The 22,610-nt window shown below is 66.9% G+C and carries 20 protein-coding genes; 10 read left to right on the top strand and 10 right to left on the bottom strand.

Features of this window, described 5'->3' with window-relative positions:
- Positions 1–75 precede the first annotated feature (75 nt).
- Complete coding sequence (locus IM25_RS12940) at positions 76–993, bottom strand: alpha/beta fold hydrolase (protein ID WP_033097402.1); 918 nt, start codon at positions 991–993, stop codon at positions 76–78.
- A 78-nt stretch (positions 994–1,071) separates the two neighbouring features.
- Between IM25_RS12940 and IM25_RS12935 the strand changes: the two genes are divergently transcribed.
- The gene (locus IM25_RS12935) at positions 1,072–1,539 is read left to right on the top strand and encodes a MarR family winged helix-turn-helix transcriptional regulator (RefSeq protein ID WP_033097359.1); all 468 of its coding nucleotides are present in this window, start codon (positions 1,072–1,074) and stop codon (positions 1,537–1,539) included.
- A 75-nt stretch (positions 1,540–1,614) separates the two neighbouring features.
- Complete coding sequence (locus tag IM25_RS12930) at positions 1,615–2,643, top strand: esterase/lipase family protein (protein WP_052040059.1); 1,029 nt, start codon at positions 1,615–1,617, stop codon at positions 2,641–2,643.
- Positions 2,644–2,789: 146 nt separating this feature from the next.
- Here IM25_RS12930 and IM25_RS12925 read toward each other — a convergent pair whose 3' ends face one another.
- Positions 2,790–3,422, bottom strand: a complete 633-nt coding sequence (locus IM25_RS12925; protein ID WP_033097358.1) for a TetR/AcrR family transcriptional regulator C-terminal domain-containing protein — start codon at positions 3,420–3,422, stop codon at positions 2,790–2,792.
- Between the two features lie 77 nt (positions 3,423–3,499).
- Here IM25_RS12925 and IM25_RS12920 point away from each other — a divergent pair, with 77 nt between their 5' ends.
- From IM25_RS12920 to IM25_RS12890, 7 genes are all read left to right on the top strand, one after another.
- On the top strand, positions 3,500–3,985 hold the full coding sequence (locus IM25_RS12920) for a hypothetical protein (RefSeq protein ID WP_052040058.1): 486 nt from the start codon (positions 3,500–3,502) through the stop codon (positions 3,983–3,985).
- Positions 3,978–5,423, top strand: a complete 1,446-nt coding sequence (locus IM25_RS12915; protein ID WP_033097356.1) for an MFS transporter — start codon at positions 3,978–3,980, stop codon at positions 5,421–5,423. Before IM25_RS12920 ends, IM25_RS12915 begins: the two co-directional genes overlap by 8 nt.
- On the top strand, positions 5,420–7,192 hold the full coding sequence (locus IM25_RS12910) for an ABC transporter ATP-binding protein (protein WP_033097355.1): 1,773 nt from the start codon (positions 5,420–5,422) through the stop codon (positions 7,190–7,192). The genes IM25_RS12915 and IM25_RS12910 overlap by 4 nt, the downstream gene beginning before the upstream one ends.
- The gene (locus IM25_RS12905) at positions 7,189–8,913 is read left to right on the top strand and encodes an ABC transporter ATP-binding protein (RefSeq protein ID WP_065996093.1); all 1,725 of its coding nucleotides are present in this window, start codon (positions 7,189–7,191) and stop codon (positions 8,911–8,913) included. Before IM25_RS12910 ends, IM25_RS12905 begins: the two co-directional genes overlap by 4 nt.
- An 88-nt stretch (positions 8,914–9,001) precedes the next feature.
- Positions 9,002–9,313 (top strand): antibiotic biosynthesis monooxygenase family protein, encoded by a 312-nt coding sequence (locus IM25_RS12900; RefSeq protein ID WP_065996092.1) that lies wholly within the window; start codon positions 9,002–9,004, stop codon positions 9,311–9,313.
- A gap of 173 nt (positions 9,314–9,486) precedes the next feature.
- Positions 9,487–10,383, top strand: a complete 897-nt coding sequence (locus IM25_RS12895) for a hypothetical protein (protein WP_065996524.1) — start codon at positions 9,487–9,489, stop codon at positions 10,381–10,383.
- A 159-nt stretch (positions 10,384–10,542) separates the two neighbouring features.
- Positions 10,543–11,625 carry a DUF3558 domain-containing protein gene (locus IM25_RS12890; RefSeq protein ID WP_229567629.1) on the top strand — a complete coding sequence of 361 codons (1,083 nt, stop codon included), beginning with the start codon at positions 10,543–10,545 and terminating at the stop codon, positions 11,623–11,625.
- Positions 11,626–11,685: 60 nt separating this feature from the next.
- Here the strand turns inward: IM25_RS12890 and IM25_RS12885 are convergent, their stop codons facing one another.
- The 6 genes from IM25_RS12885 to IM25_RS12860 all read right to left on the bottom strand — a co-directional run bounded on the left by IM25_RS12885 (position 11,686) and on the right by IM25_RS12860 (position 18,454).
- Entirely contained in the window at positions 11,686–13,167 is a 1,482-nt protein-coding gene (locus IM25_RS12885; RefSeq protein WP_033097353.1) for a sodium:solute symporter family protein, read from the bottom strand.
- A gap of 21 nt (positions 13,168–13,188) precedes the next feature.
- Positions 13,189–14,220, bottom strand: a complete 1,032-nt coding sequence (locus IM25_RS12880; protein ID WP_006550408.1) for an isopenicillin N synthase family dioxygenase — start codon at positions 14,218–14,220, stop codon at positions 13,189–13,191.
- Positions 14,217–14,828 carry a hypothetical protein gene (locus IM25_RS12875; protein ID WP_232333320.1) on the bottom strand — a complete coding sequence of 204 codons (612 nt, stop codon included), beginning with the start codon at positions 14,826–14,828 and terminating at the stop codon, positions 14,217–14,219. The genes IM25_RS12880 and IM25_RS12875 overlap by 4 nt, the downstream gene beginning before the upstream one ends.
- 152 nt (positions 14,829–14,980) lie before the next feature.
- The gene (locus tag IM25_RS12870; protein ID WP_065996091.1) at positions 14,981–16,951 is read right to left on the bottom strand and encodes a 5-oxoprolinase/urea amidolyase family protein; all 1,971 of its coding nucleotides are present in this window, start codon (positions 16,949–16,951) and stop codon (positions 14,981–14,983) included.
- Between the two features lie 7 nt (positions 16,952–16,958).
- Complete coding sequence (locus IM25_RS12865) at positions 16,959–17,609, bottom strand: urea amidolyase associated protein UAAP2 (protein ID WP_019288136.1); 651 nt, start codon at positions 17,607–17,609, stop codon at positions 16,959–16,961.
- On the bottom strand, positions 17,606–18,454 hold the full coding sequence (locus IM25_RS12860) for an urea amidolyase associated protein UAAP1 (protein ID WP_024103516.1): 849 nt from the start codon (positions 18,452–18,454) through the stop codon (positions 17,606–17,608). Before IM25_RS12860 ends, IM25_RS12865 begins: the two co-directional genes overlap by 4 nt.
- Positions 18,455–18,628: 174 nt before the next feature.
- On the opposite strand from IM25_RS12860, the gene IM25_RS25490 reads away from it, so the two are divergent.
- Positions 18,629–19,315 carry a TetR/AcrR family transcriptional regulator gene (locus IM25_RS25490; protein WP_071934601.1) on the top strand — a complete coding sequence of 229 codons (687 nt, stop codon included), beginning with the start codon at positions 18,629–18,631 and terminating at the stop codon, positions 19,313–19,315.
- On the opposite strand, the gene IM25_RS12850 is transcribed toward IM25_RS25490, so the two are convergent.
- Entirely contained in the window at positions 19,212–20,783 is a 1,572-nt protein-coding gene (locus IM25_RS12850) for a flavin-containing monooxygenase (protein WP_033097350.1), read from the bottom strand. The two genes, IM25_RS25490 and IM25_RS12850, sit on opposite strands and share 104 nt — an antisense overlap.
- Before the next feature lie 59 nt (positions 20,784–20,842).
- A complete protein-coding gene (ctaD, locus tag IM25_RS12845; RefSeq protein ID WP_065996090.1) occupies positions 20,843–22,591 on the bottom strand; it encodes an aa3-type cytochrome oxidase subunit I in 1,749 nt (582 codons plus the stop codon).
- Between the last annotated feature and the right edge of the window lie 19 nt (positions 22,592–22,610).

Here is a 22,610-nt window from a genome sequence, read left to right as displayed (position 1 = left end):
TCACATCGAGACGCCGAACCTGCGGCGAACACCTCGTTACTGCGCGGTGACCTGCGGAAACGGACAATCGAACATTTACTGGTGATCTGGGTCACAATCCAGTTCGACGGGCGCACCGGCACCCAGTGCATCCCGCAGCACGAGGTCGACCTCGTCGCTCGGGTACATCGGCAGGGTGTGGTGGGTACCGGCGGTGAGAGTGACGGCTCGACAGGACGGCAGCGCCTTCCGCGCTGCGCGGGCCACCTCGTCGGGGTCGTGGACGCGCCCGAACGGAGCGAGCACCACCGTGGTGTCGACTGTGCACCGTCCCAACTCCTCGGACGACGGACGCCGGGGCACGATCGTCTTCGCGGTCGGGAAGTGTGCCGCGCCCAGCGCCATCAGGGTGACCCAGTCGGGATCGAGTTGCGCCCCTCGGGTTTCCCACTCGAGGAATGCCCGTTCGCGGGCAGCGGTGGGCCGGACGAGAACCGGAAGTGCCCGCAGGAGATAGCCGAACCGCATCCCGACAAAGCACGAGGTGGGGTCGAGCAACACGAGCCGGCCGACCCGTTCGGGAGTCCGCACGGCTGCCGCGAGCGCGATCATCGCACCATACGAGTGACCGGCGAGTGCGCACCGCGTCGCCCCGAGAGCATCGGCGACGGAGCCGAGCCATTCGAGCAGATCGTCGACGCTGCGTACGGGATCACCACCGGCGACGCTGCGTCCGACGTCGCCGATGATGTCGACGGCCAGCACGCGGTGGGTCTCCCCCAGCGCTGCGGCGTTGGCGAACCAGACCATCGACGTGGCGCCGGCACCCGGGAGCAGCAGGACCGGCGGTGCGTCGGGTGGCCCGTACTCGGTGACGCGGGCGGTGCCGAAGCGGGAGTCGAGATCGTGGATCACGGTGCCGCGCGGCCATTTCGCGAGGAGCGCGTCGTACGCGGCGTAGAAGGCGCGGCCCTCGTCGGATTCTGCGAACGATGTGCGTGGTGACCGGAGCATCGGAACCTCCACCGTCGAATATCTCGATGATCGAGATACTAGGTGGACGAGTAGAGTCTGTCGAGAGGCGGAGGTGACATGACGGACGACGGCAAACTCGACATGATCCACCGGTTGCGCGCGCTCACCGTGCAACTCGATCTGCTCGGCGCCGAATTCGCACAGAAACACGCGCTGCATCCCACCGATCTGCGAGCACTGATCGGACTTCTCGACCGGGAACGGGCCGGGGAGATCGCGACACCCGGCTGGCTCGCCGAGCACCTGCGGCTCAACACCGCATCGATCACCGCACTCGTCGACAGGCTCGAACGGGCCGGTCACGTGCGGCGGGATCGCGACAGCGACGACCGGCGGCGCGTCATCCTGCGCGTGACCCCGGCGGCCGAGAAACTCGGATGGGATTTCTTCGGTCCGCTCTTCGCGCGGGCATCCACTGCGCTCGAGTCCTTCTCCGAGTCGCAACTGGAGGTCGTGCGGGAGTTCCTCGGCTCCATGACTGCTGCAGTGGAGTCCGCGCGCTCCCCGGAAGACACCGAGGCCTGACACCCGCGGGAACCACGCTCCCCCAGTAGGAAGAATTTCTGTTAACTTCCTTGCCCATCCACATACTTCGGGGGGATGGGAATGCACATACGCTCATGGGTCGCCGCGGTACTCGCGGTCGCCTTCGCTGTGGTCGGGGCAGGAACGGCAGTCGCAGAGGAGACCGCTCCTCCCCTGCCCGTCGGAAAGACGTTCCTGGACGGGTTCGCCCACGAATTCGGCGACCCGAACGGTAACGCGCTCGGCACGAACGACTGGGTCTGCGTCCCGTCGCAGGAACACCCGGATCCCGTCGTGCTCGTCCACGGCACGGTGCTCAACCGGCACAACAACTGGTCGTATCTCGGGCCTCTTCTCGCGAACGAGGGCTATTGCGTCTTCGCTCTCACTTACGGCAACCATGCCGACCTCCCCTGGCCGTTGAATTCCGTCGGTGGGCTGCTGCCGATGGAGGACAGCGCACAGCAGCTCTCCGATTTCGTCGACGAGGTCCTTGTCGCGACCGGCGCGGAGAAGGTCGACCTCGTGGGTCACTCGCAGGGCACCCTGATGCCCGTCTGGTACGTGAAGTTCCTCGGCGGCAACGAGAAGGTCGACGATTACATTTCGCTCGGACCGGTCTACGAGGGCAGCCACGCCTTCCTGCTCGCGGCGTCGTTCGAACTGTTCGAGCACGTCGGTGTGCGGCAGGACGTGGAGAATCTCGCCCACTTCGTCGGATGCGGTGCGTGCCCGCAGGTCCTTGCCGGATCGGATTGGATCCACACAATCCAGGAGGCCGGCGTCTACGCCGACGAGGTGACGTACACGAACATCATGACCCGCTACGAGGAGATCGTCCTCCCGCACACCAGTGGCTACCGCGAGGCGCCCAACGCGACAAACATCGTGCTGCAGGACCACTGCGCGAACGACTTCGTCGAACATGCCGGCATCGTCAACGACCCGAACGCGGCATGGTTCGTCCTCGACGCGCTCGATCCGGGTTCGGCAGGGCCGCTGGAGTGCGTCTTCGTGCCGCCGATCCTCGGTTGGAGCCCGGATCCGACGATCGGCAATCCCACGACCGAGGACGCCGTGGTCGTGAGTCGCCCCGGCGCGTGAGTCGTCCGATCCTCATTACGTCGCGGTTCCTGTCTCACGAAATGCCGAGATCTTCTGTGACGGGTGCGGACAGGTCGCGAAGCTGACGCGCTGAACCGGGGCTCGCGCGGCGTGTTGCGGTAGCGAACCCCGGTTCGGCGCGCGAACTATATTGCGGCGCTGCTCGGTTCCTTCAGCCCGGCGATGAACGCCTGCAGCGCGAACTCCACCCGCGACTCCACGGACGGCACACCGGATCCGATCGCTTCGACGAACAACGGGAACTCGGCGAGGGCTTCGGTATCGATGCCCGGATCGCCGTCGTCTGCCGGTGGTGCGCTGTGCTGGCCCAGCACGATGGCGGCCAGTGTCTGGATCACGAGGAGCGCATCCTGCGGCGTGAATCCGGCGTCCCGCAACACCTCGAGCATCTTCTCCAGGTGCACGGCATTGCCCGAGGTGACCGCCGGACGGGACGCAAAGAACGGTACTGCCCCGGGGTGCGCGAGCAAGCCGCGATGGAAGGCCCGGCCGTAGCCCTCGAGGACCGTCCGCCACGGAGCGTCGGTCTCGGCTCCGGTGAGCGCTTCGTCCATCACGTACTGGACGATGGCGTCCTCGAGTCCCTGTTTGTTCTTCACGTGGTGGTACAGCGTCATCGCTTCCACGTCCAGCTCACGTGCCAGCTTCCGCATCGACAGCGCGGCCGCACCTTCCCGGTCGACCATCTGCACCGCTGCATGGAGCACCTGCTGCCGGGTCAGTCCGGCGTGCCGACCCTGCGCGCGCGTCGATCCCATGAAACCTCCTTGCCACTCTTACGACGTAAGACTACCATCGCCGACGTAAGTCATACACCGTAAGAGAGGAGTCCGGCATGACCGTCCGAACCGAAATTCGTACGACGAAACGCCGGCCCAACCTTGTGCAGGCCCTCACCCTCGGCGCGTGCCTGCAGATCCTCTGCATCGCACTCCCTCTGCTGGACGTGTGGATGATCGGATCGATCGAGCAGCACGTGCAGAACGCATATCCCGAATGGGGACCCGACAATGTGAACCTCGACCGGAACGCGATCGCCGGATACCTCGTGATCGTGGGCGTCCTCGGCCTGGCCGGCTGGCTCGGCGCGCTGTGGAGCGCGAAGAAGGACGTCGCGGTCCGCGCTGTGGTGACGACACTGTTCGTGATCGGAACCTGCGTGCTGCTGTTCGACGTCGGATACGCGGGCGAACACTACAACCCGATCGTCCCGCTGTGGCTGGGCATCACCCTGCTGGTGATCCCGCTGCTGCCGGGCATCACCGCTGTCATGGCCGCCTGGGTCCTGCCCCCGACCGAAAGGGCCGACCGGCATGACTGACACAACGAGGCCCGGATACACCCTTGCAGCCGTCGCGACCGTGCAGTTCATGGTGTCGCTGGATCTGTCCGTCGCGAACATCGGACTCCCCCGGATCACCGAGGGGTTGCATTTCGACCCGATGGGAGCGACGTGGGTGATCCACGCCTACGCACTGTTCTTCGGCGGTCTGCTCCTCCTCGGAGGACGCGCGGCCGATCTCTACGGGCACAAGCGGGCTCTCCTCGTAGGACTGGGCGTGTTCGGTCTCGCCTCGCTGCTCGGCGGGTTCGCTGCAGCACCCGGCCACCTCGTCGCCGCACGAGCGATGCAGGGTGTCGGGGCTGCAGCCCTCGCGCCGGCCGCGCTGGCACTGCTGTCGTCGACCTTCCCCGACGGCCGCGCCCGGGTTCGCGCCTTCGGGATATGGAGCGCCATGAATGCCGGCGGTGCCGCCTTCGGTCTCATCATCGGCGGCGTCCTCACCGAGTACGCCGGATGGCGGTGGGTCATGTTCGTCAACGTGCCCATGGCCGCTGCAGCACTCGCGCTGACCCGTCTGGGTGTGGGAGTCGACGGAGTACCCGTGCGGCGCGGTCGCCCGGACGTGCTCGGAGCGATTCTCGGCACCGCCGGCACGACAGCCCTGGTGTTCGCACTCGTGCGTACCGACCGCCACGGCTGGACCTCGACGATCACGCTCGTCACCCTCGCCGCGGCCGTCGCCCTGCTGGTGGCGTTCGTCCACGTCGAGCGAACCACCCGCCGCGACCCGCTGATCCGGCTCGGCCTCTTCGCCAACCGGTCGGTGAGCGGGGCGAACGCCTTCAACCTGCTGGTGGGCGCCACCATCGGGTCGGCGTTCTATTTCGTCTCGCTGTATCTACAGCAGGTACTCGGCAACAGCCCGGCTGCCACGGGTCTGATGACCCTGCCGGTGGCCGTGGGTGTCATCGTCGGATCGGTGGTCGCCGTCAAGCTCGGCTACCGCGTGGCGGCGCGCACCCTCCTCGTCGCCGGTGGGCTTCTCAGCGCTTGCGGGTTCGCATGGTTCGGTCTGATCAGCGCCGACGGGTCGTTCGTCACCGACGTTCTGGGACCGGCCGTCGTCGTCGGCATCGGGTTCGGACTCTGCCTCGGTCCGGTGGTGTCCGTCGCGACCTCGGGGGTGGACGCACGCGAGATGGGCACGGCCTCCGGACTTCTCAATACGTCGCGGCAGATCGGTGCGTCGCTCGGACTCGCCGTTCTCGGTACCGCCGCACACCACCGGATCGGTCCACTCGCGACACCCGAGAGCATGAACAGCGGCTACGCGCTCGGATTCGCGCTGGGTGCAGTGCTTCTCGTCGTCGCTGCCGCGATCGCATTCACCGTTCTCCCCCGGACCGGCGCGCCCGCCGAGACTACCGGCGACGCAGCCCCGGTCCGAGGGCCGACGAAAGCACGGACATCATGACATCCACGGAAACATCCTTCCCCGAGACGGATCCGGCGTCGCGGCGAACACTGTCGTCGCTGCTGCGGCCGTTCGTCGGCAGGTTCACTGCGAGTGTGGCTCTCCAGGCCGCGGGCGGTATCGCGGGTCTCGTTCCGCTTCTCGCCGTCGCCGAGGTCGGCCGGACGCTCCTCGCGCCGGGACCGGTCGACCAGTCCCGCGCCTGGACCGCCGTCGTCGTCGGCGCACTCGGACTCTTCGCCCGACTCGTCCTCACGTCGATCGGATCCGGCCTCGCGCACGGCCTCGACGGCTCCGTGCAGCTGGCGTTCCGCCGCGAACTCGCACGTCACCTCGGCAAGGTCCCGATCGGCTGGTTCTCCCGTCGCCGAACGGGTGAACTCGCGAAGGTCGTCGGCGACGACGTCTCCGCCGTTCACCCGTTCATCGCGCACACGCCCGGCGAGATGGTCAACGCCTTCCTCGTTCCGGCCGTGTCGGCGGTCTACCTGTTCACAGTCGACTGGCGGCTGACGCTGATCACCATGATCCCGATCGTCCTGGCCGTGTCGCTGGTTCCCCTGCTGTCCACTGCGGCCCGGCGACGGGAGCAGGAGGAGTTCGACGACGCGATGGGACGCATCGCCGATGTGGTCGTCGAATTCGTGAACGGCATCTCGGTCGTGAAGGTCTTCGGGGACACTCGCCGGTCCCGGAACAGATTCGTCACGGCAGCAGACGATTTCGTCTCGACCTTCACGCGATGGGTGCGCGGCGTCTCCGGCGTGGCAGCGGGGATGCAACTCGCCCTCTCGCCGCCGTTCGTGCTCCTGACCGTGCTGATCGGCAGTTCGATCCTGATCACGGGCGGCAGTATGCCCGCGGCGGATCTGCTGCCCTTCGTGCTCCTCGGCGTGGGGCTGACCACCCCGATCGCGGCGTTGGGCCACGGATTCGACGACATCCTGGCCGCCCGGCGCGCCGTCGAGCGGATCCGGGAGGTGCTGGACGTGCCACCGGTGCCGGAACCCGAGCGGCCGATAGCGCCGAGCGGGCACCGGATCGACCTGCACGACGTCCGCTTCGGCTATTCGGATGCGCACGAGGTCCTCCGGGGCATCGACCTGACACTCGAGTCGGGGACGGTCACCGCCCTGGTGGGTCCGTCCGGCAGTGGGAAGTCCACCCTGGCGACACTGTTGCTGCGCTTCTTCGATCCGACCCACGGCACGATCACTCTCGGTGGCGTCGACCTGCGGGAGGTCGGGAGCAGGACGCTCTACCGCACGATCGCATGTGTCTTCCAGGACGTTCGTCTGCTGCGTGCGTCGATCGCCGACAACATCGCCCTGGCCGTCCCGCACGCCGACCGCGACGCCGTGGTCCGCGCAGCCGTTGCGGCCGACATCCACGAGCGGATCGTCGAACTGCCCCACGGATACGACACGATCCTCGGAGAGGGGGTCGAACTGTCCGGCGGGGAGAGGCAACGCCTGTCGCTCGCGCGGGCACTGCTCACCGATGCACCGGTGCTGGTGCTCGACGAGGCGACGGCCTTCGCCGATCCCCGGACCGAAGGTGCGATCCACGCTGCCCTCACCCGTTTGCGCGGCAACCGGACCATCCTGACCGTCACGCACCGACCGGAGACGATCACCGGGGCGGACACGGTCGTGGTTCTCGAGGACGGAGCGATCGTCGAACAGGGTTCACCGGAGGACGTTCTCGTCCGCGAGGGCTCCCTCCAACCGTCCGCAGGTTCCGACCTGCAAGGAAGCAGAGCACGATGATCACCACACTGTTCCGCACACTCGGACGCGAACACGCCGGCCCGCTGCGCCGGACGCTGGCGCTCATGGTGGGATGCGCGATCGCCGAGGGGTTGTCGTACGCCTTCCTCGTCCCGGTGCTGCGCATCCTGTTCGGGGACGCCCCCTCGGACGTCGGACCCTGGCTGATCGGATTCGGGGCGTCGGTCGCGGTCTACGCGGTGCTGCGCTACGTCAGCGACCTGTCGGGTTTCCGCGTCGGGACCTCGCTGCTGCGCGGCGTCTATCACCGGCTGGGCGACCAGCTCGTACGATTGCCGCTCGGCTGGTATCGCGCCGACCTGGTCGGCGAACTGTCGGCGACGGCGAGTCGTGGTGTCCTGCAATCGATGAGCGTGATCGCTCACATGCTCGCGCCGTTCGTCTCGGCATGCGTGACCCCGTTGACCATCGTGGTGGTGATGACCGCCTACGACCTGCGGATGGGCCTGGCGGCCGCCGCGGCGATCCCCGTGGTGACCGCGGTGCAGATGTGGTCGGCGCGCACCACCGCGGCGACCGATATCGAACGCGCCGCACGCGATCACGAGGCCACCGCTCGCGTCGTCGAATATCTTCAGGCACAGCCTGTCCTACGCGCGGGCGGGCGAACCGTCGAACGCTTCCGGTTGCTCGACGACTCGCTCGACGGTATCCGGCGTGCTTCGCGGCGTTCGACGCTCGCAGCCGTGCCGGGCATCGTCTGCACGACGGTCACCGTGCAGGCGGCGTTCACCGCGCTGCTGGCACTGGGCACCTACCTTGTGATCGGCGGGAGCCTCGCGGGGCCGGACATGTTGGCACTCGTCGTCCTCGCAGGTCGCTGCGCCGAACCGCTGTTGTCACTGTCGGAGATCGGCGGAAAGCTGCGCGCCGCCCGCGGCGAACTGACACGACTCGACGCCTTCCTGAGCACCCCTCCCCTCCCCGAGCCGGTTCGTCCGGCGCGACCGCACGGTCACGACATCAAGTTCGACTCGGTGGCCTTCCGGCGGGACGGTCGTACGGTGATCGACGGGTTGTCGCTGGCGGTGCCGCAGGGCCGGCGGTTCGCGGTGGTCGGGCCGTCCGGCGCCGGGAAGAGCACGCTGCTGCAACTGCTCGCACGGTTCCACGACGTGGATGCGGGGTCCGTGCGGATCGGCGGGGGGGACGTGCGGGACATCGCGACCGACGTGCTGATGTCGCAGATCGCGGTGGTCTTCCAGGACGTCTACCTGTTCGATGAGACCCTCGAGGAGAACGTGCGGCTCGGACGTGCGGATGCGACCGACGACGAGGTGCGCGCCGCTGGTGCCGCCGCGGGGCTGGACGAGGTGATCGAACGCCTACCCGACGGCTGGTCGTCGCGAGTCGGTGAAGGCGGCGCGATGTTGTCCGGCGGGGAACGGCAGCGGGTGTCGATCGCGCGAGCACTGCTCAAGGACGCGCCGATCGTCCTGTTGGACGAGACGACGTCCGCCCTGGACCCGGAGAACGAGGCGGTCGTCCGCGCCGGGTTGGAGCGGCTCACGGCGGGACGGACGGTGCTGATGGTCGCGCATCGGTTGCACACCGTCCGCGACGCCGACCGGATCGTGTTCCTGGACCGAGGGCGAATCGTCGAGGAGGGAACCCACGATGAACTGGTGCGTCGCGGCGGCCGCTACGCGCAGTTCTGGGAGATGTCGATCGGGCCGGCTTCACCGATCCGCGCATCGTGAGCGGGCACGGACCGTAGGTTATCGACAGGGTGTCGTTATAATTCCTGAGGGCTCCCGGGTCCGCCACGACTTCTCAGAAAGGGTCACCGTGTACGTCATCACCACCCGCATCGACGTTCCTGCCGATACCACCGAGGCATTCGAAAAGGTCTTCGTCGAGAGCATGCGTTCGACGCTCGACGGAGTGCCGGGCCTCAACCGCACGACGTTGATGCGTCCCGCAGCCGACGGCCTGCCCTACGTGTCCACCATGGAGTTCGACTCCAAGGAAGACTTCCTCGCGTGGCTGCGTTCGGACTCGTTCAAGGCGTCGCACTCGGACGATCAGGCTCCGGGCATGCAGGCACCCTCCGCGGTCGAGCAGCACACGCTCATCGAGGACATCGTCTTCGAGAAGTAGAGAACGCGCCGAAACGGGGTTCGCCGCCGCTGTAGCACGCGCGAACCTCGGTTCGGCGCGTCAACGGCCTCCGAACAGGAGTTTGTCCCCAACCCCGCGATCGATCCACAGGTACACCGGATCGGGAGGTCGTCGCGGGTTCGGTGGGTGTCGCTCCGCGCAGGATCGTCGTCGTGACAGATCCGAACATTCTCACCAACACCTCGCTCGCCGTCGCGGGTCTCTCGGACACCGAGATCCGCACCGGCGTTCGCACCGGCTCACTCGTACGGGTCGGGCGCGGGTGCTATCTGCACCGCTGTGACGTCGACGCGATCGGACCCGTCGGCGTCCACCGTGTCCGTGCCCGGCATGTCGGAGCGACGCTCGGTCCCGACGAGGCGCTCAGCCACGTGTCGGCGGCGGCACTGCACGGCCTCGAACTGTGGGACGTACCGCTCGACCTCGTCCACATCTCCCGGCCCGCCACGCGGCGCGGTCGTGTCACCTCGCAGATCCACGTGCATCCGACCGAACTCGGCGACGACGTGGTGGTCGTCGACGGAGTAGCCGTCACGTCGATTGCCCGCACCGTCGTCGACCTCGCGCGCACGCTCCCGAAGGAGCAGGCCGTCATCGCAGGCGATTCCGCTCTTCGCCTGTACCCCGGTATGCGTGAACAGGTTTCGCGGGCGCTGGCCGATGCCCGGCCCCGCCACGGCCTGGCTCGTGCCCGCACAGTGGTGCCGTTTCTGGACGGTCGCAGCGAGAGTGCGGGCGAATCGCTGTCGCGTCTACGCATTGCGGAAGCAGGACTGCCGCGACCGATCCTCCAGTACGAGATCGTGGGCGGGAACGGGCGGCGCTATCGCGTCGACTTCTTCTGGGAGAACGGCGTCGTCGGCGAGTTCGACGGGCGGATCAAGTATTCCGACCCGCGCGACGTGTTCGACGAGAAGCTCCGGCAGGACGCGATCCGCGACGCGGGCTACGAAGTGGTGCGCTGGACGTGGGCGGAATTGGAGCGGTTCGACGTCGTGGCGGAGAGACTCCAGCAGGCCGCGCGTCGCGCTGCGAAACTGACGCGATGAACCGGGGCTCGCCCCGCGTGTTGCGGTAGCAAGCCCCGGTGCGGCGCGCAAGCAATCACTGCGCCGTGCGGGGCTGAGGAAGGAACGTGCTAACGTCCCGCCGGCAGAAACGGATCGGGGGGTCACGTGCGTAGGTGGACGACAGTCGTCACGAAGTCGGTGACGGCAGTTGCAATAACAGTGATTCTTGTTGCGGGATGCAGCCATTCTCCAGGGCCGGCATCGATCGCGGCCGAAGGCGTGTTTCCCACCAACGACACACCGAAAGCGGTCGACCCGGAAGTGCATGCACAAATCACATTCGATCCATGTGCGGACATTCCGGAGGAGGCCTTCCGTGCGGAACGTGTCGACCTCTCCACCGGGCAGAAGTCCGAGCACACCTCCGGTGGTTACACGTCGATCCTGTGCACCTTCGACAGCATTCCCCCGGACAGTAACGATACGGGTTGGTTCGACCTGTACCTGCTGGCGTCGAACAGGACGCTCGACGAAGCCTACAAGCGGGACCCCGAGAACACCACCGAGACAACAGTCAGCGGTCGTCCCGCCCTCGTCAAGTTCGACCCGAACGTAACAAACAGCTGCGAGATATCGATGAGCACCCGATTCGGCCTGATCAGCATCAAGCACCACAACCTCACACGCGAGATGCAGCCGATGACGGACGACGCACGATGCAGCCGGACCAGAAGCTTCGTCGAGCGGATCGAGGATTCGGTGGACCGAGAAGTCGACGCAGGACGAATCATGATGGAGGTCGCCACGACCGTACGTACGCCTCGCGTCGTCGACGATTCGGAACGACCTGACATCACTTTCGATCCGTGCCTGGATGTTCCGATGGAGATACTTCTCGAAAGAGGTTTCGACGACCGTAGCAAGGATCTCACCGACCTTCCCTTCGGCACGTACACATTCATCAGCTGCTCATGGAAGAGCTTCGCCCAGACGACCGACCACAAGGATTCCTACGCGATCACTTTCCTCGCCGGCAATGTCTCCTACGAGGAATATCTCGAGCGCGACCGCGATATCTCCACCGAGATCACGATCAATAGCAGGAGAGCGCTCCTCCAGCATGACCGCAACGATTGCGCGATCATCCTGGACACGAAATTCGGCGTTCTCGTCAGCTCGTGGTTGCACTTCCCCTACGACAACGAACCGATTCCTTCCGAGAAACAGTGCGCTCCCCTGTTCTCCCTCGTTCAGGACATCGAAACACTCGTCGATCTCTGACGCGGTGAACCGGGGTTCGCCCCGCGTGTTGCGGTAGCGAACCCCGGTTCGGCGCGCGAGCTACACCGCGACCGGTTGCTTCGCAGGCAGGACGGCCGGCTCCGGAACGGTGACCGCGCGGACGGGGCGTCGCACCAGCGCGACCGTCACGTAGGCGACCAGCGACACCAGGAATCCGATGAAGGTGGTCCAGCCGTCGACGGACGAGGTGACCAGTGAGTTCGGGATGTACAGCAGGGTGTTGTCGACGCCGTAGATCGTCGGGGTGAGGACGAAGAAGCCGGCGCGCACCGTGATACCGGCGATCGCTGCGGCAGCCACAGCGCGACCGTCACCGCGCGACCAGAACAGTCCGAGGATGAACGGCACTACCAGCGAGGCGAGCAGCAGGTCGAAGGTGAGGGTGAGCAGGATGCCGGTCTGCGGGACCCGCAGCGCGACGAGGGCACCGAAGGCAGCCATCGGCAGCATGAGCAGGCGGGTGGCCTTCATGACGTCCGACGACATCGCGGCGTTCTCGCCGCCTACGCGGAAGACGTTGCGCACCAGAACCGTCGCGGTGGACAGCAGCACACCACTGATCGTGGTCAGCGAAGCCGTCACCAGACCGGAGAGCACAAGGATCGACAACCACTGCGGCGTGTACTCGCCCAGCAGAACGTAGAGGATCGGGGCGTCGGCTGCGCTGTCACCGACGATCGACACGGCAGCAAGGGCCACGAAGGACAGCGGCACACACAGGACGAGAATGCCGGTCGCCGCAGAGAAGCAGGCGCGCTGCGCAGCGATCGGGGACTTGGCGGAGAACACGCGCTGCATCAGGTCGATCGCGACGAGGTTGCCGAGACCGAGAGCGACGATGGTGGCCCAGTTGACCGCGGCCCCCTGCGCCGGATCGGTGAGCTGTCCGAGATCGCCGATGCCGAGGCCGTCCCCGTGGGTGAAGCCGGGTCCGAAGGCCGTCCACACGAGGAGCGAGACGATACCGACGGCCATGATCGCGAACTGGACCATGCCGGTGTAGACGCTGGCGAACATGCCGCCGGCCACCGTGTAGGCGAGCACGAACGGGATGATCACCAGCACCGCCGCCGTGTAGTTCAGGCCGAGGAAGTACTGGAGCAGGTAGCCCAGGGCGACGAGGTTGCCGGCGAGGAGGATGCCGAAGCTGCCGACCGTGAGCACGGACGCGGTGATCTCGGTGCTGCGGCCGAAGCGGCGGGCGAAGAACTCGGGCAGGGTCACGACGCCCGTCGCGCGTAGGCGCTTCGCGAAGAACAGTCCGACGAGCAGCACGCTCGATGCGACACCCAGCGGCATCGCCGCACCCGCCCAGAATCCGAATCCGGCCGCGAGGTCGGCGGAACCGAGGGTCGCGTTGGAATCGATGACCTGCGACATGAGCAGGACGGCAAGGACAGGGGCACCGAGCGAGCGACCTGCGAGAAGAAAGTTCCCGGCCTGTCCGCGGACCTTGCGGGTGGAGTAGAAGCCGGCCCCGAGGAGAACGACGAGGCACACGGCGACACCGATGATGATCATGGCTGCTCCGTATGGAGAGGGTCAGACGGCAGGAGCGCTGCGTTGGGCTTCGCGTCCGAGTGAGTAGAGGGGGCGTGCATTGTCGGGAAGGGTGATCTCGCCCGCGGCGAGCCGCTTGCGGAGATAGGTGAAGCTCTGGGCCGTCTGGGCGAACAGGTGCTCGCCGGCGGTGACTCCGCCGTAGCGCGGTCCGTCGGCGTCGACGAACCTCTCCAGCGGGTCGACCCGGGTGTCGTGATCGACGTTGAAGAACAAGGGGAACGAGTAACGTTCCTCGGCAACCTTACGCACCCGATGTGACGTCGCTGTAAATACTCCGTTGGTCCAGATCTCCAGCAGGTCACCGATATTCAGGACGAAAGCATCCTCGCGGTAGGGCACGTCGATCCAGTCGCCGTCGGCGTTGAGGACCTCGAGTCCCGGCGCCGTGGGGAGCAGAAGAGTGAACACCTCGTAGTCGGTGTGGGCACCGATGCCGGGACGGTCCGAGGCGTCGGGATCGTAGGGATAGTGGATCATTCGAAGCTGAGCAGGCGGCGTGGTCACATAGCGGTCGAACCGATCCGCCGCCTCGCCGAGTGCTTCGGCAAAGGCACGCAACAACACACGTCCCAGAGCGAAGACGGATTCGTAGTACGCATTCACGGGCTCGTCGAAGTCCGGCAGGTCGGGCCACTGGTTCGGGCCGAGCAGCGGGTTGCCGGCGAGATATTCGGGATGATCGGACGGAAGGTCGATCGACAGGTCGAATGCTTCCTTGTGGTCCGGTGTGGCTCCGGCGAACACTTCCTCACCGGGCGGCACGTAGCCGCGGTGGTTGGTGGAATTGCCGATGTACACATCCATTTTCGCGTCGTCGGGAAGAGCGAAGAAGCGTTCGGCCGCGTCCTTCAATCCGCCGACGAGGATGGGGTCGACTCCGTGTCCGACGATCTGCGCGAAGCCGACTTCTCGCGCGGCGCGCCCGAGTTCGGCGACGACGGCGTCGCGTCCGGTTTCGTCGCCGGACACCAGCGCATGCACATCGACGATGGGAATACTCGTGAACGTCATGTGTCACCCCTCGGGGTCGGGTGGACGGAACGCCACCGACGGGTGATAGACGTTCCGTCGAATGTTGTGTCTCGGGTGCGGATCTCGTGACCGAAGACGGGGTAGAGATTGCGCCCGCTTCGGTACGGGAGGGTCGATGCGGAGATGGTCCACCGGCTGTCTTCGATGCGACCCACCGCGATCTCGCAGTCCAGCAACGCTCGGGCATCCGACACCGTCGCTGCGCCGAGGATCTGTTCGACGAGGGGTTCGGATCCGAGCGCGTGATCGCGACTCCGCCCGAATGCGAAGCACTCTCCGACCCGCACGAGCACTGCGGTCGCTCCGGTCTCGACGTCCTCGAGTAGGTACTCCTCGATGTCGGGCGAGACATCCGTGATGCGCCAGTGCTCGGTGTACTCCTCGAATACACCGTGTTCGACGAGGGTGTCGGTGTCGAGGGCCTCCAGGGTGCCGGCGTCGGGTGTCGGTCCGAGCGGGTGGAACGACACGGCCCGTTCCCATTCGACATGGTTGCTGCTGTCGAGCAGTCGGCCGGCGAATCCGTCCTGGCTCGCGAGAGCGACGAGGTCGTCGATCTCCATCTCGGCGAGAGTAGAGGCCGTCACCGTCGGCAGTGTCGCCGGTCGTCGCAGGTCGCAGTACAACCGCTCACCCTGCAGCCACGTGACGCGGGTGGTGGTGTCCGGGATTGCTCCCGGCCGAGCCAACAGTGTTCGCTCGAAACGGGTTCCCACCGGACGGATTCGTTCGGCGGCCGTCATACGCCGTCGGCCTTCCACCGCGCGCGTTCCTGGCCGAAGGCGACGGACTGCGTCGCCTGGAACCCGCTGATCGAAGCAGCGTTGTCCGCGAGGAACTTCCGGTGCTCGGTCAGGGAGAATGTGCCGTCGGTGATCTCCACTCCCCCACCGCGACCCGCAGCGAGATCCGCTCGCAGATCGAGCAGTTCGTCGGGGTCGACGGGGTACCACGAGATGCGGTCGAAGAAGCGCAGCAGCCACGGGGTGCCGTCCTCGAACGGGCCGGCCGGCTGCGGGTGCCGGTGGTTCCACACCTGGGTGGTGCGGCCGACGAACTGGTAGCCGCCGGGGCCTTCCATGCCGTAGATGCACAGGTAGGCGCCGCCGATGCCGACGGCGTTCTCGGGGGTCCAGGTGCGCGCGGGGTTGTACTTGGTGGTGACGAGACGGTGCCGCGGGTCGAGCGGCGTCGCGACCGGGGCGCCGAGGTAGACGTCGCCGAGGCCGAGGACCATGTAGTCGGCGGCGAAGACCGTGTCGAAGACGTCGGCGACGGTGTCGAGGCCGTTCATGCGGCGGATGAACTCGATGTTCCACGGGCACCACGGGGCGTCGGAGCGCACGCCGTGCATGTAGCGCTGGATGGCCTCGCGGGTCGCCGGGTCGTCCCAGGACAGCGGGAGTCGTACCTGCCGGCTGGGGACTTCGAGTTCGTCGCTGTCGCCGATGGTGTCCTCGACCTCGCCGAGCAGGCCGAGCAGGGTCGGCACGGGCAGGACGTCGGGGTCGACCTTGACCTGCAGCGACCGGATTCCCGGGGTGAGTTCGAGCAGACCTGCAGGACGGTCGGCCTCGAGGCGCTGGTGCAGCGCGTGCACGCGGGCCCGCAGCGCCAGGTCGAGGGTCATGTCGCCGTACTCGATGAGGACGTTGTCGTCGCCGCTACGGCGGTAGGTGACGGCGGTGTGGCCGTCACGGCGGGGGAGCACTCCGTCGTCACCGTCGCCACCGGCCGAGGTGACCAGCGACAGTCCGGCGCGACGCGCGACGCCGAGTTCGCGGCGGGACGCGGTGTGCTGCGACTTCACGGGCACGAACCGGACCGTGTTGCCGGGAGCGAGTTGGCCGAGCTTCCAACGGTCGGCGGCCACGACGGTCACCGGGCACACGAACCCGCCGAGGCTGGGACCGTCGGGGCCGAGCAGGATCGGGGTGTCGCCGGTGAAGTCGAGTGCGCCGACGGAGTAGGCGTTGTCGTGGATGTTCGACGGGTGCAGGCCCGCCTCGCCACCGTCGGTGCGCGCCCATTCGGGCTTGGGGCCGATGAGCCGCACGCCGGTGCGGTCGGAGTTGAAGTGCACCTCGTAGTCGGTGGCGTAGAGGGCATCGATGTCGGCACGGGTGAAGAATTCCGGTGCGCCGTGCGGACCTTCGGTGACCGCGATCTCCCAGCGCGTGCTCAGTGCGGGCACGTGCTCGGACGGGACCGGGGCGCTCGCGCCGGGAGCGTTCTCCCCGACGACGAGGACGTCACCCTCGCGCAGTGTGCGCCCCTCGTGACCGCCGAACGTTCCGAGCGTGAAGGTCGCTGCGCTGCCCAGGAATTCGGGAACGTCGAGACCACCGCGAATGAGGACGTAGACGCGCAACCCCGGCCCGGAGACAGCTCCGACGTCGAGCAGGCCGCCCGCCGGGACGGTGACCGGGCGCCACTGCGGGACGGCGGCCCCGTCGACGCGCACGGTGACGGGCGCACCCGTCACGCACACCTCGGTTTCCTCCGTGAACCGCAGGGCGGGGCCGGCCATGGCGGTCTCGAGACCGGGGGTGCCCTCGTCGTTGCCGAGCGCGACGTTGCCGAGGCGGAACGACAGGTCGTCCATCGGGCCCGAGGGTGGCACACCGATCTGCCAGTAACCGGTGCGTCCGGGATAGTCCTGGACGGTCGTGAGCATTCCGGGACGTTCGACGGTGATCTTCGTGGTCATGACTACCTCATTCCCCGCGGGTGACGATCATGCGGACCGGCGTGGGGTCGAAGCCGTTGCACGGGTTGTTGATCTGAGGGCAGTTGGAGACGAGGACGAGCACGTCGCGCTCGGCGCGGATTGCGAGTCGCTTGCCGGGTGCGGACAGGCCGTCGACGATGCCGAGGGTGCCGTCGGCCTCGACCGGCACGTTCATGAAGAAGTTGATGTTGGAGACGAGGTCGCGCTTGCCCAGTCCCCACTTGGCGCCTTCGATGAGGAAGTTCTCGACGCAGGCGTGCTGGTGCTTGGTGTGGTGCCCGTAGCGGAGGGTGTTGGACTCCTGCGAGCAGGCACCGCCGACGGTGTCGTGGTTGCCCACCTCGTCGGCGACGAGCGTCATCAGCGGCTCACCGTCGGCGTCGCGTAACACCGAACCGGTGGAGAGGAAGAGGTTCTGCTGGGCGGCCACGGTGGCAGCGGCACTGTAGCGGCGGGTGTGGTCGGCGGCGTCGTAGACGAGGGTGTCGACCGCCTGGTTGCCGTGCAGGTCGACGATGGTGAGTACGTCGCCGGCGGCGACGACGGCCGACCACGGGCCGCGGAGTCCGACGATCTCGTCGAGGACGACGCGGCCGGGAACGAGGGCGAGGTCTGCGGTGTCGGCGGTGATGGTCATCGGTGGATCTCCGTTTCGGACGTGGCGGCGGCCCAAGCGTCGTCGGTGTTGAGCACGGCGCGCTGGCACTCGGGGTCGGTGTTCGGCAGCGAGTTCAGTTCGCCGGGTGCTCGCCAGGCGAGGACTTCGAGGCTGCCGGTGGTGAACTCGGGATTCGGATCGAGCGGGTGTGCGGTGTTGGCGATCAGGGCGATCACCGGCAGGTGGATCAGCAGGTCGACGGCGGCACCGGGACCGGCGTTGCCGGTGCTGACGAGGCTGCCGTCCTCCTCGACGCGGACACCGTGGAAGAAGGACAGTGAGGGCGGCAGGTCGCGCGGTTGCAGGTCGTGCTTGGCGGCGGCGACGGTGAACAGTTCGCGACCCGCAGGAGAGCTCGAATGGAGCGATCCCTCACCGTATTTCGCAGTGTTCCCCGCGACGTGGGTGGTGCCGCACAGCGCGTCGTGGCGTCCGGAGGTGTCGGCGACGATCGTGGCGAGGACGCGGCCCTGATCGGAGAGCAGTGGGTGCCCGACACCGAGATAGGCCTGCCACGGCACCTTCACCGTGTCGGCGACGTTGAGCCGTTCGTGCGGGGCGTCGGCGCGGAACAGGAGGATGTTGGCGCAGGCGGTGCCGTGGACGTCCCGCAGGCGCAGGCGGGTGCCGCGGGCGAGGACCTTGCTGGTGTAGCGGCCACCGGGGACGGTCTCGGCCCAGGTCATCGACGCTGCGCGACCGCTGGGCGGAGCCGGCCACGACGATGCCGGGACGATCGGCATGGCGTCGGTGACGGTTCCTGCCTGCGCTCGGGCATGGGCACGAGCAGCGTGCGTGGTGGCGGTCGCGAGGGTCTCGGTCATGGTGCTCCGATCGGCGGTCCGGGGAAACTGTCGATCGACAGTTTTCCCATCGCGCATCTTCGGGGAATGTCCATGGCGTAACGAGTCCGTGACGCGTGTTTCGTACGTGTGACGAAAACTTCACGCACGAAGACGGTGGCGCTGCAGCACCTTTCGTCGTGTCACAGTGGAGGCGTGACCCATGCAGGACCAGGACGCCCCCGCCTCCACGCCCCGCGACGGCCCGGGCCGACCGCGCGTGCCGAGATCCTCGACGCCGCCGCGGAGCTGTTCACCACCCGCGGGTTCTCCCCCACATCGACACGCACGATCGCCGAGGCCGTGGGGATCCGGCAGGCATCGCTGTACAACCACTTCGCGACGAAGAACGACATCCTCGTCGCGTTGCTCGAGGACACCGTCGAACCGACCCTCGACTTCGACGACAATCTCGACCCTGCGCTGCCGCCCGAGGTGCGCCTGTGCACACTCGCCTGGTTCGACACGGCTCAGTTGTCCGCGGGCAGATGGAATCTCGGTGCGCTCTACCATCTTCCGGAGGTTCGCACCGAACCGTTCGATCGGTTCCGGGAGGAACGTCGGCACCTGATGGAGCGCTACCGGACCCTGGCGGCGCAGATCGTGGGCGACGGCGATCCTCGCACCCATCTGCCGTTCCGGGTCGTCGAATCGGTCATCGGCATGCGAGCCGACGACGGCGACGTCGACGCCGGGCTCCCCGAAGCGCTGGCGACGGCATCGCTGACGGTGCTCGGTGTCAGCGACCTTGCGGCAGTGACGAGCGCGGCCCGGGCACTCGTGGTGGGGGTTCCCGGCTACCTGCTGGGCTCGATGAACCCGCCGGCTCGGCCACCCGCGTGAAACGCAGGGCGGGATCGTCGACCGGTTCGCGGCGCAGCCGTCTGCGGTCGAGATAGTAGTTCTGCTCCATCGACCACGGGCCGCCTTCCCCGGATGTGGGGAACACGTCGGCCGAGCGCCGGAGATAGTTCGACGTGAGGTCCCAGAACGGCCCTCCGCCGACGGCCGGATCGTCGCAGATCGGGGTGACGACGTCGTAGCCCTGGTCGTCCACGTGGTCGAGCAACCGGCACAGATGATGGCCGGTGAGGTCGACCTTGAGGGTCCACGACGAGTTGGTGTAGCCGAACGCGAAGGCGAAGTTCGGCACGCCGGTGAGCATCGTCGCCTTGTAGGTGACGCATTCGTGCCAGTCGACCGGGACGCCGTCGACGTCGACTTCGATCCTCCCGAACGGCACCAGTTTCAGGCCGGTCGCGGTGACGATGACGTCGGCCTCGATCTCGCGCCCCGATTCGAGGGCGATCCCCGTGGGCATGAACCGGGTGATCCGATCGGTGACCACCGACGCCTCGCCGGTGGCGATGGCGTGGAAGAGGTCACCGTCGGTCGCGACGCACAGGCGCTGATCCCACGGGTCGTAGGACGGGTTGAAGTGCACGTCGACGGGATAGTCGTCGGGCAGCACGCTCGTCATCCGAAGGTGCAGGAGACGGCGGAAAAGGTTCGGCGCCCGGCGACTCGTCCGGTACATCTCGTGCAGCATCCGGATGCTCAGGGAACGGACGGCACGGTCGGCCGCCGCTGTCGGGAGTGCACGTCGCAGCGCGTTGACGACCTTGTTCTCCTTCGGCCACCCCAAGACGTAGGACGGGGAGCGCTGCAGCATCGTCACGTGCTCGGCGACGCCGGCCAGGGCGGGAATGAGCGTCACCGCGGTGGCGCCACTGCCGATGACGACGACGCGTTTGCCCGCACAGTCGAGAGCCTCGGGCCAGTGCTGGGGATGGACGATCGTGCCGCGGAAGTCGTCGCTGCCCTCGAACTCCGGGCTGTACCCCTCGTCGTAGTCGTAGTAGCCGGTCGCGGAGAAGAAGAACGAGCAGGTCACCGTAAGCATGGTGTCGTCGCTCGTGCGCAGGAGCGTGACCGTCCACCTGCCGGTATCGGACGAGAAGGACGCGCCGACGACGCGGTGCCCGAGGTGCAGGTAGGGACGGAGTCCGTGTTCGTCCACCGTCTCGTGGAGATAGCCGAGGATCTCGCCGCCTCCGGCGTACGCATGCTTCTTCCGCCACGGCTTGAACTCGTACCCGAGGGTGTGGAGGTCGGAGTCGGAGCGCACGCCGGGATATCGGAACAGGTCCCACGTGCCACCGAGCGCGTCACGCGCCTCGACGATCGCGAAGCTCGTCCCCGGTCTCTTCGTCTTCAGGTGGTAGGCCGTGCCGATGCCGGAGATACCGGCACCGACGATCAGGACATCCACCTCGGCGGGCACGCTCCCGCCGGGTTCGACTGCGGTCATGTTCGCTCGACTCCGTCCTTCGGCGGGGTTCGTTCGATGCGCGGAGCTATCGCGGTCGATCACTCCCGGGGGATGTCGCCCGGCGTGCGGTCGGCACCTTCGAGCACGTTCACCTCGTGCTTGTCGCTACCCGGACCCACGTGCGCCTCGGCACGCATCCGCTCGACCATGTCGGGATAGTGCAGCTCGAAGGCGGGACGCTCCGAGCGGATCCGCGGCAGCTCGTAGAAGTTGTGCCGCGGCGGCGGGCAGGTCGTCGCCCATTCGAGCGAGTTGCCGTAACCCCACGGGTCGTCGACCGTGACGACCTGGCCGTAGCGGTAGCTCTTGAAGACGTTCCACAGGAACGGCAGCGTCGACGCGCCCACGACGAAGGCCCCGATCGTCGAGATGGTGTTCAGGGTGGTGAACCCGTCGGAGGGCAGGTAGTCGGCGTAGCGACGCGGCATGCCCTCGTTACCGAGCCAGTGCTGCACCAGGAAGGTGGTGTGGAAACCGATGAAGGTCAGCCAGAAGTGCCAGCGGCCGAGCTGCTCGTCCATCATCCTGCCGGTCATCTTCGGGAACCAGAAGTAGATGCCGGCGTAGGTCGCGAACACGATGGTGCCGAAGAGCACGTAGTGGAAGTGCGCGACCACGAAGTACGAGTCGTGCAGGTGGAAGTCCAGCGGCGGGCTCGCGAGGATGACACCGGTGAGGCCACCGAAGAGGAAGGTCACGATGAAGCCGACCGCGAACAGCATCGGCGTCTCGAAGGTGATCTGGCCCTTCCACATCGTGCCGATCCAGTTGAAGAACTTCACGCCCGTCGGGACGGCGATCAGGAAGGTCATGAACGAGAAGTACGGCAGCAGCACGGCGCCGGTGGCGTACATGTGGTGCGCCCACACCGCGATGGAGAGCGCGGCGATGGCAATGGTCGCGTACACGAGGCCGCTGTATCCGAAGATCGGCTTGCGGGAGAAGACCGGGAAGATCTCCGAGACGATGCCGAAGAACGGCAGCGCGATGACGTACACCTCGGGGTGACCGAAGAACCAGAACAGGTGCTGGAAGAGCAGCACACCGCCGGTCGCGGGGTCGTAGATGTTGCCGCCGATCACCCGATCGACGAAGGCACCCATGAAGGCCGCGGCGAGCAGCGGGAAGACGAGGAGCACGAGGATCATCGTGATGAAGATGTTCCAGGTGAAGATCGGCATTCGGAACATGGTCATGCCGGGCGCGCGCATGCACACCACGGTGGTGATCATGTTGACGCCGCCGAGGATGGTACCGAGACCCATGACGATCAGGCCGAGGAACCACAGATTGCCGCCGATCCCCGGCGAATGGATCTCGTCGGCGAGCGGCATGTAGGACGTCCAGCCGAAATCGGCAGCGCCGCCGGGCGTGATGAATCCGAAGGCGACCGTGAGTGCGCCGAAGAGGAAGAGCCAGTAGCTGAAGGCGTTCAGGCGCGGGAAGGCGACGTCGGGGGCACCGATCTGCAGCGGCAGGATGTAGTTCGCGAAACCGAAGACGACCGGCGTGGCGTACATCAGCAGCATGATGCCGCCGTGGTTGGTGAACAGCTGGTTGTACTGCTCGTTCGACAGGAACTGCAGCCCGGGCACCGCGAGCTCCGCGCGCATCAGCAGGGCGAGCAGACCACCGAACAGGAAGAACGCGAACGAGGTGAAGATGTACATCAGCCCGAGCGTCTTCGGGTCCGTGGTGGTGATCAGGTCATGGAGGACCGCCCCCTTGGACTTCGCTCGCGGTGGATAGGGCCGCGTGGGCTTGACGGGAGCGACAACCGCGTTCATCGGGCCTCCTCGAGCCGCC

This window comes from Rhodococcus sp. p52, assembly GCF_000763325.2.
In the GTDB taxonomy this organism is placed as follows: domain Bacteria; phylum Actinomycetota; class Actinomycetes; order Mycobacteriales; family Mycobacteriaceae; genus Rhodococcus; species Rhodococcus pyridinivorans.
The sequence above is the reverse complement of the archived record's forward strand: the minus strand, read 5'-3'. Positions and strand labels throughout refer to the sequence as shown.

Excerpts from the sequence above, each read along its gene's own strand:
- IM25_RS12940 (WP_033097402.1), bottom strand. The coding sequence starts at position 993 with ATGCTCCGGTCACCACGCACATCGTTCGCAGAATCCGACGAGGGCCGC.
- IM25_RS12935 (WP_033097359.1), top strand. The coding sequence starts at position 1,072 with ATGACGGACGACGGCAAACTCGACATGATCCACCGGTTGCGCGCGCTC.
- IM25_RS12930 (WP_052040059.1), top strand. The coding sequence starts at position 1,615 with ATGGGAATGCACATACGCTCATGGGTCGCCGCGGTACTCGCGGTCGCC.
- IM25_RS12925 (WP_033097358.1), bottom strand. The coding sequence starts at position 3,422 with ATGGGATCGACGCGCGCGCAGGGTCGGCACGCCGGACTGACCCGGCAG.
- IM25_RS12920 (WP_052040058.1), top strand. The coding sequence starts at position 3,500 with ATGACCGTCCGAACCGAAATTCGTACGACGAAACGCCGGCCCAACCTT.
- IM25_RS12915 (WP_033097356.1), top strand. The coding sequence starts at position 3,978 with ATGACTGACACAACGAGGCCCGGATACACCCTTGCAGCCGTCGCGACC.
- IM25_RS12910 (WP_033097355.1), top strand. The coding sequence starts at position 5,420 with ATGACATCCACGGAAACATCCTTCCCCGAGACGGATCCGGCGTCGCGG.
- IM25_RS12905 (WP_065996093.1), top strand. The coding sequence starts at position 7,189 with ATGATCACCACACTGTTCCGCACACTCGGACGCGAACACGCCGGCCCG.
- IM25_RS12885 (WP_033097353.1), bottom strand. The coding sequence starts at position 13,167 with ATGATCATCATCGGTGTCGCCGTGTGCCTCGTCGTTCTCCTCGGGGCC.
- IM25_RS12880 (WP_006550408.1), bottom strand. The coding sequence starts at position 14,220 with ATGACGTTCACGAGTATTCCCATCGTCGATGTGCATGCGCTGGTGTCC.
- IM25_RS12870 (WP_065996091.1), bottom strand. The coding sequence starts at position 16,951 with ATGACCACGAAGATCACCGTCGAACGTCCCGGAATGCTCACGACCGTC.
- IM25_RS12865 (WP_019288136.1), bottom strand. The coding sequence starts at position 17,609 with ATGACCATCACCGCCGACACCGCAGACCTCGCCCTCGTTCCCGGCCGC.
- IM25_RS12860 (WP_024103516.1), bottom strand. The coding sequence starts at position 18,454 with ATGACCGAGACCCTCGCGACCGCCACCACGCACGCTGCTCGTGCCCAT.
- IM25_RS12850 (WP_033097350.1), bottom strand. The coding sequence starts at position 20,783 with ATGACCGCAGTCGAACCCGGCGGGAGCGTGCCCGCCGAGGTGGATGTC.
- ctaD (WP_065996090.1), bottom strand. The coding sequence starts at position 22,591 with ATGAACGCGGTTGTCGCTCCCGTCAAGCCCACGCGGCCCTATCCACCG.